Below are 6,393 nucleotides of genomic sequence, written 5' to 3'. Positions count from 1 at the left end.
CGACGACGTGGGGCGACCCCCAACACCCCACCCCGCCGGCACGGCGCGCAACCCCGACGAGACCGGGCCCGGCGGAACACCCGCCAAGAGAAACCACGACGTGGGAAGCAAGCCAGCGCCGCGCCCACGTGAGGCAGAGCACACCTGCCGTATCGTTGAGGCGGTCCGTCGCGGAGCGGGCCACGGGCGAGCAGCGAGATCGGAAGGGCAGTGCGCAGGGATCGGACAGGGAGCGGCCGGTGACCGCCGACGATGCCGGGGCCAACGATGCGGGTGCCGGGGGCGACGCGGCGGCCGAGACCCCCGCGGACGAGCCCGCGGGCGACCCCGCGAGGGACGACGGCAACGACGAGAACAACATCGCCGTCAAGCTCGAACAACTCATCCTCGGCGCCGAGCGCCGCTACACGCCGTTCCAGGCGGCCCGCAGCGCCGGCGTCTCCATGGACCTGGCGGCCCGCTTCTGGCGGGCCATGGGCTTCGCGGACATCGGCCAGGTCAAGGCGCTCACCGAGGCCGATGTGCTGGCGCTGCGCCGGCTCGCCGGCCTCGTCGAGGCGGGGCTGCTGAGCGAGGCGATGGCGGTGCAGGTCGCCCGGTCCACCGGCCAGACCACGGCGCGGCTCGCCGACTGGCAGATCGACTCGTTCCTGGAGGGGCTGACCGAGCCCCAGGACTCCGGCCTGACGCGTACGGAGATCACCTATCCGCTGGTGGAGCTGCTCCTGCCGGAGCTGGAGGAGTTCCTGGTCTACGTGTGGCGGCGGCAGCTGGCGGCGGCCACCGGGCGGGTCGTGCAGGCCCAGGACGACGCGGAGATGGTGGACCGCCGGCTGGCCGTCGGCTTCGCCGACCTGGTCGGCTTCACCCGGCTGACCCGGCGGCTGGAGGAGGAGGAACTGGGCGAGCTGGTCGAGGCGTTCGAGACCACCGCCGCCGACCTGGTCGCCGCGCACGGCGGCCGGCTGATCAAGACGCTCGGCGACGAGGTGCTGTTCTCGGCGGACGACGCCGGGATCGCGGCCGAGATCGGGCTGCGGCTGATCGAGACGATGGGCCACGACGAGACGATGCCCGAGCTGCGGGTGGGCATCGCGTTCGGCACGGTCACGACCCGGATGGGCGATGTCTTCGGGACGACCGTCAATCTGGCCAGCCGGCTGACCTCGATAGCGCCGAAGGACACCGTGCTGGTGGACGAGGCGTTCGCGGAGGAGCTGGGGCGCACGGGGGACGCGCCGGTCTCCGAGGCGGACGCGGCGGCCGCGGAGAAGGCCGCCCTGGAGGGCACCGGCAGCCCGCCGCCCCCGTACCGCTTCGCGCTCCAGCCGATGTGGCAGCGGCCGGTGCGCGGGCTGGGCGTCGTCGAGCCGTGGATGCTGACCCGGCGCGGCTGACCGGCCGCGGCCCCTGCCGGGAACGCCGCCGACCTGACATGATCCCCGATGACAGGTCAACGAGCGTTAACCGGCATGCGGAGGGCGGTTATGCAGCGGTTCGGTGCGGAGGAGTGGATCGGGATCGAGCGCCACGGGTTCGTGGCGGAGCTGGTCCTGGACCGGCCGAAGGCGATGAACGCGGTGTCGACGGCGCTGGCCGACGCGCTGGCCGGGGCGTGCGCCGCCCTGGCCGCGGACCGCTCGGTGCGCGCGGTGGTGCTCACCTCGACGCATGAGCGGGCGTTCTGCGTGGGCGCCGACCTCAAGGAGCGCAACTCCTTCACGGACGCCGATCTGATGCGGCAGCGGCCGCGTACCCGTGCCGCGTACACCGGCGTCCTGGAGTTGCCGGTGCCGGCCATCGCCGCGGTCCACGGCTTCGCGCTGGGCGGCGGCTACGAGCTGGCGCTGGCCTGCGACCTGATCGTCGCGGACGGGACCGCGGTGGTCGGGCTGCCGGAGGTGTCGGTGGGGGTGATCCCCGGGGGCGGCGGCACGCAGCTGCTGCCGCGCCGGGTGGGCGCGGCGCGGGCGGCCGAGCTGGTCTTCACCGGGCGCCGGGTGGCGGCGGCGGAGGCGGCGGAGCTGGGCATGGTGGACCGGCTCGTGGCGGACGGGCAGGACCGGGCCGAGGCGCTGGCGCTGGCCGCCGCGATCGCCCGGAACTCGCCGGTGGGGCTGCGTGCCGCCAAGCGCGCGCTGCGGCTGGGGCACGGGCTGGACCTGCGGGCCGGCCTGGAGCTGGAGGACGGGGCGTGGCGGAGCGTGGCGTTCTCCGGCGACCGGGCCGAGGGCGTCGCGGCGTTCAACGAGAAGCGGGACCCGGACTGGCCGGGGGAGTGAGCGCGGCGGCCGGCCCCCGCCCGGCCCCTCCGGGACCGATCTGCCGGGGGAAGGGGCGAATCGGGTCAATCATTCCTACGCTGTAATACGGAGCGTGCTCACAGTGACGGAATGTGAGGATCCGGTGACGGGTGAGGGTGACGCCAGGCTGCGGGCCGTGGTGGAGCTGGCGCAGGCGATGGCGGCCGTGCACACGCCGCGCGAATCGGCCCGGGCCGCGGCGCGCGGCGCGTGCCGGGCGCTGGGCGGCTCCTTCGCGGCGGTCTCCAAGTGGGAGCGCGAGCGGGGGCGGCTGCGGGTGCTGGTGAACGTCGGCGAACTGGCCGCGGGTGAGCGGGAGTTCCCGGACGACGAGGCGTATCCGGTGCACGAGTTCCCGGAGATCGTCGGCTTCCTGGACGAGCGGTGGGCCGGCGGCGGGCCGAGTGCCTGGGTGGAGACCGCCGGGGACGGCCCGGGCGGCGGCGCCGCGCCCGCGGGTCGCTACAACCACCAGAGAGTGGCCGCGCTGCGCCGCCGCGGCCGGGGCTGCTGCGTGGTCGCCCCGCTGGTGCTGCACGGCCGGGCGTGGGGCGAGCTGTATGTGGCGAGGCGGCCGGGGGAGCCGGTGTTCGGGGCGGCGGACGCCGACTTCGCGACCGTGCTGGCCGCCGTCGCGGCGGCCGGGATCGCGCAGACCGAGCGGCTGGCCGAGGTCCGCCGGCTGGCGTTCACCGACGCGCTGACCGGGCTGGCCAACCGCCGCGCGGTCGACATGCGGCTGGACCAGGCGCTGGAGCAGCACCGCTCCGACGGGGTGGTGGTCAGCCTGGTGGTGTGCGATCTGAACGGGCTGAAGCGGGTGAACGACTCGCGCGGCCACGCGGTCGGCGACCGGTTGCTGGAACGTTTCGGGTCGGTGCTGTCGCTGTGCGGCGCGATGCTGCCGGGGACGCTCGCGGCGCGGCTGGGCGGCGACGAGTTCTGCCTGCTGGCGGTCGGCCCGGCGTCCGACGAGGTGGTCAAGATCGCCGCTGAACTGTGCGGCCGGGCCGCGGAACTGGACCTCGGCGAGGGGGTCGCGGTGGGCGTGGCCTCGACCGGCGACCCGATCGGCCCGGTGCGCAGCGCCCGCCGCCTCTTCCGGCTCGCGGACGCCGCCCAGTACCGCGCCAAGGCGGCGCGTTCGGCGGAGCCGGTGGTGGCCGGGCGGCACGGCGGCGCGGCCGACCCGGTCGTCCGGCTCGCGGACTCGCCGGAGCCGCCGCCGGGCCCGGAGCGGCGGCGGTTCCGGAGGTGAGGCGGGGCGCCGGACGGGGCGGTCCGCCCGGCGGCGGCGGAAGATCGGTAAGGGGTGATCCCGAAATCCGGTGGTGACATTCGGCGATTCAGTCTCTAGGGTGCCTGAATATGGATATGCACACTGTGGTGCTGGGGACGTCCGGCACCACCGCACAGGACGTCATCGCGGTGGCCCGCGGCGCGGCCCGGATCGAGCTCTCCAAGGAGGCCCGCGCCGCCGTCGCCGCCTCGCGCGCCTTCATCGACGAGCTCGCCGCCAAGCCCGACCCGGTCTACGGCGTCTCCACCGGCTTCGGCGCCCTCGCCGTCCGGCACATCAGCCCGGAGCTCCGGGCCCAGCTCCAGCGCAACATCGTCCGCTCGCACTCGGCCGGCATGGGCCCCCGGGTGGAGCGCGAGGTGGTCCGCGCCCTGATGTTCCTCCGGCTGAAGACGCTGGCCTCCGGGCACACCGGGGTCCGCCCGCTGGTCGTCGACACCATGACCGCGCTGCTCAACGCCGGCATCACCCCGGTCGTCCACGAGTACGGCTCGCTCGGCTGCTCCGGCGACCTCGCCCCGCTGTCGCACTGCGCGCTGACGCTGATGGGCGAGGGCGAGGCGGAGGGCCCCGACGGCGTCGTCCGGCCGTCCGGCGAACTGCTGGCCGCCCACGGCATCGAGCCCGTGGAGCTGCGCGAGAAGGAGGGGCTGGCGCTCCTCAACGGCACCGACGGCATGCTCGGCATGCTGGTGATGGCCTGCGCCGACCTCGCCCGGCTGTTCACCTCCGCGGACATCACCGCCGCGCTCTCCCTGGAAGCGCTGCTCGGCACCGACAAGGTCCTCGCGCCCGAGCTGCACGCCATCCGCCCGCACCCCGGCCAGGCCGCCTCGGCCGCCAACATGCTGGCGTTCCTGGCGGGTTCCGGCTACACGGGCCACCACCAGGACGACGCTCCGCGCGTCCAGGACGCCTACTCGGTCCGCTGCGCCCCGCAGGTCGCCGGCGCCGGCCGGGACACCCTCGCGCACGCCCGCCTGGTCGCCGAGCGCGAGCTGGCCGCCGCGGTCGACAACCCCGTCGTGCTGCCCGACGGCCGGGTGGAGTCCAACGGCAACTTCCACGGCGCGCCGGTCGCCTACGTCCTGGACTTCCTGGCCATCGCCGCGGCCGACCTGGCCTCGATCGCCGAGCGCCGCACCGACCGCCTCCTGGACAAGAACCGCTCGCACGGCCTGCCCGCCTTCCTGGCCGGCGACCCGGGCGTCGACTCCGGCCTGATGATCGCCCAGTACACCCAGGCCGCCCTGGTCAGCGAGCTGAAGCGGCTGGCCGCGCCGGCCTCGGTGGACTCCATCCCGTCCTCCGCCATGCAGGAGGACCACGTCTCGATGGGCTGGTCGGCGGCGCGCAAGCTGCGCACCGCGGTGGACAACCTCACCCGGGTCATCGCCGTCGAGCTGTACGCCTCGACCCGCGCCATCGAACTGCGCGAGGGCCTGACCCCCGCGCCGGCGACCCGCGCCGTCCTGGACGCCATACGCGCCGCGGGCGTCCAGGGCCCGGGCGAGGACCGCTTCCTGGCCCCCGACCTGGAGGCCGCGTACGCCTTCGTCCGCGACGGCAAGCTGGTGGCCGCCGCCGAGACCGTCACCGGCGCGCTCGCCTGACGCCGCGCCACGGGACCTGCCCGTTACTCCGCTTGACCGCGGCAGGGGTACGCGCAAGGGCGCGTCATGACCGGACTCACACCGGACGTGACGCGCCCCTTGCCATGGGATGACCGGGTGCGACGGGGCGGGGGCCGGGGTGCGGCGGGCCGCTCCGGCCCCGGCTCCGGAGGGCGTTCCGCGTCAGGCGGTCTCGTCGCGGGTCCGGCGCACCGAGTAGCTGACCAGCGCGGCGCCGAGGGCCAGGAAGCCCGCGCCGCCGACCACGTAGGGCGCGGTGTCCGGGCTGCCGGTGTCGGCGAGGTAGTGGCGCGGTCCGCTGTCCGCGGCGGGGCCGCCGCCGGGCCGGGTGGTGGTGGAACCGCTGTCGGCGTGCCCCGCGTCGGCGTTCCGCTTCCCGCCGGACAGGGCGCCGGGGTGGTTGCCGGTGCCGGTCCCGTCGGAGACGTTCGCCCGGCCCTGGCCGGCCGGCGCGGAATCCGCGCGCACACCGGAAGGTGTCGCTCCGTCAGCTCCCACGAGAGCATTGGCGGAGGGTACGAACCACAGGGCGAACAGCACCGATCCCGCGGCAGCGGCGGTCAGTAGTGGTCGTCGTGCGGTCACGAAAGCGATCCCCCTTGTGGGCTCGGCGAATTGGCCGTTGACCGCAGATGTTAGTGACCGCCGCGGGTCGCGCGGTAGTCGGGACCCGGACGTGCTTACCCTCCGTCCATGAGCAATGGTGAGACATCACGTTTTGTGCGGCTTCACGTCGAACTCGTCATGGAGGTCACCGACGCCGACCGGCTGACCGGCGCCGCCGTCGACCACATCAACGGCGACGCCGCGGTCCCCGACGACGAGCGCAGACAGTCGCTGGAAACGGTCCGGGACGACCCGGCGGAGGCGCTGGCCCACCTCATCGACCCCTTCGACCTGGTCACCGGGGTGCCCGGCACCGAACTCGCCCAGGCGTCCTGGAGCAGCGAGGAGATGACCGACTACGACCCGGACGCCGAGTGGGACGCGGCGGAGTGGGACCTGGCGGACGACGCGGCCGCGGAGGACTGACCGCACCCCGGCGCGGACCCGTACGCCCCCGCGTCCCCCGTACGCCCCCGCGTCCCCCGTACGCCCCCGCGTCCCCCGTACGCCCCGTGACCCCCGTACGCCCGAGGCCCCCGTAGGAGCCGGC

The 6,393-nt window shown here is 74.9% G+C and carries 6 protein-coding genes; 5 read left to right on the top strand and 1 reads right to left on the bottom strand.

Annotation, left to right across the window (positions count from 1 at the left end; all coding sequences use genetic code 11):
* The first annotated feature begins 239 nt into the window (after positions 1 to 239).
* From MUU72_RS32690 to hutH, 4 genes are all read left to right on the top strand, one after another.
* On the top strand, positions 240 to 1,397 hold the full coding sequence (locus MUU72_RS32690) for an adenylate/guanylate cyclase domain-containing protein (protein ID WP_248017075.1): 1,158 nt from the start codon (positions 240 to 242) through the stop codon (positions 1,395 to 1,397).
* A 90-nt stretch (positions 1,398 to 1,487) separates the two neighbouring features.
* Entirely contained in the window at positions 1,488 to 2,282 is a 795-nt protein-coding gene (locus MUU72_RS32685; RefSeq protein ID WP_248017074.1) for an enoyl-CoA hydratase/isomerase family protein, read from the top strand.
* Between the two features lie 178 nt (positions 2,283 to 2,460).
* Positions 2,461 to 3,561: a GGDEF domain-containing protein gene (locus tag MUU72_RS32680; protein ID WP_248017079.1), complete on the top strand. Its 1,101-nt coding sequence runs from the start codon at positions 2,461 to 2,463 to the stop codon at positions 3,559 to 3,561.
* Positions 3,562 to 3,671: 110 nt separating this feature from the next.
* Entirely contained in the window at positions 3,672 to 5,216 is a 1,545-nt protein-coding gene (hutH, locus tag MUU72_RS32675) for a histidine ammonia-lyase (protein ID WP_248017073.1), read from the top strand.
* A gap of 183 nt (positions 5,217 to 5,399) precedes the next feature.
* On the opposite strand, the gene MUU72_RS32670 is transcribed toward hutH, so the two are convergent.
* A complete protein-coding gene (locus MUU72_RS32670) occupies positions 5,400 to 5,822 on the bottom strand; it encodes a hypothetical protein (protein ID WP_248017072.1) in 423 nt (140 codons plus the stop codon).
* A gap of 108 nt (positions 5,823 to 5,930) precedes the next feature.
* Between MUU72_RS32670 and MUU72_RS32665 the strand changes: the two genes are divergently transcribed.
* The gene (locus tag MUU72_RS32665) at positions 5,931 to 6,269 is read left to right on the top strand and encodes a hypothetical protein (RefSeq protein ID WP_248017071.1); all 339 of its coding nucleotides are present in this window, start codon (positions 5,931 to 5,933) and stop codon (positions 6,267 to 6,269) included.
* Positions 6,270 to 6,393 lie beyond the last annotated feature (124 nt).

The organism is Streptomyces rhizoryzae (assembly GCF_023155275.1).
GTDB classification, from domain to species: Bacteria; Actinomycetota; Actinomycetes; order Streptomycetales; family Streptomycetaceae; genus Streptomyces; species Streptomyces rhizoryzae.
The sequence above is the reverse complement of the archived record's forward strand: the minus strand, read 5'-3'. Positions and strand labels throughout refer to the sequence as shown.

What these genes read in the sequence shown, in the direction of transcription:
- MUU72_RS32685 (WP_248017074.1), top strand. Translation starts at nt 1,488, where the DNA reads ATGCAGCGGTTCGGTGCGGAGGAGTGGATCGGGATCGAGCGCCACGGG.
- hutH (WP_248017073.1), top strand. Translation starts at nt 3,672, where the DNA reads ATGGATATGCACACTGTGGTGCTGGGGACGTCCGGCACCACCGCACAG.
- MUU72_RS32680 (WP_248017079.1), top strand. Translation starts at nt 2,461, where the DNA reads ATGGCGGCCGTGCACACGCCGCGCGAATCGGCCCGGGCCGCGGCGCGC.
- MUU72_RS32665 (WP_248017071.1), top strand. Translation starts at nt 5,931, where the DNA reads ATGAGCAATGGTGAGACATCACGTTTTGTGCGGCTTCACGTCGAACTC.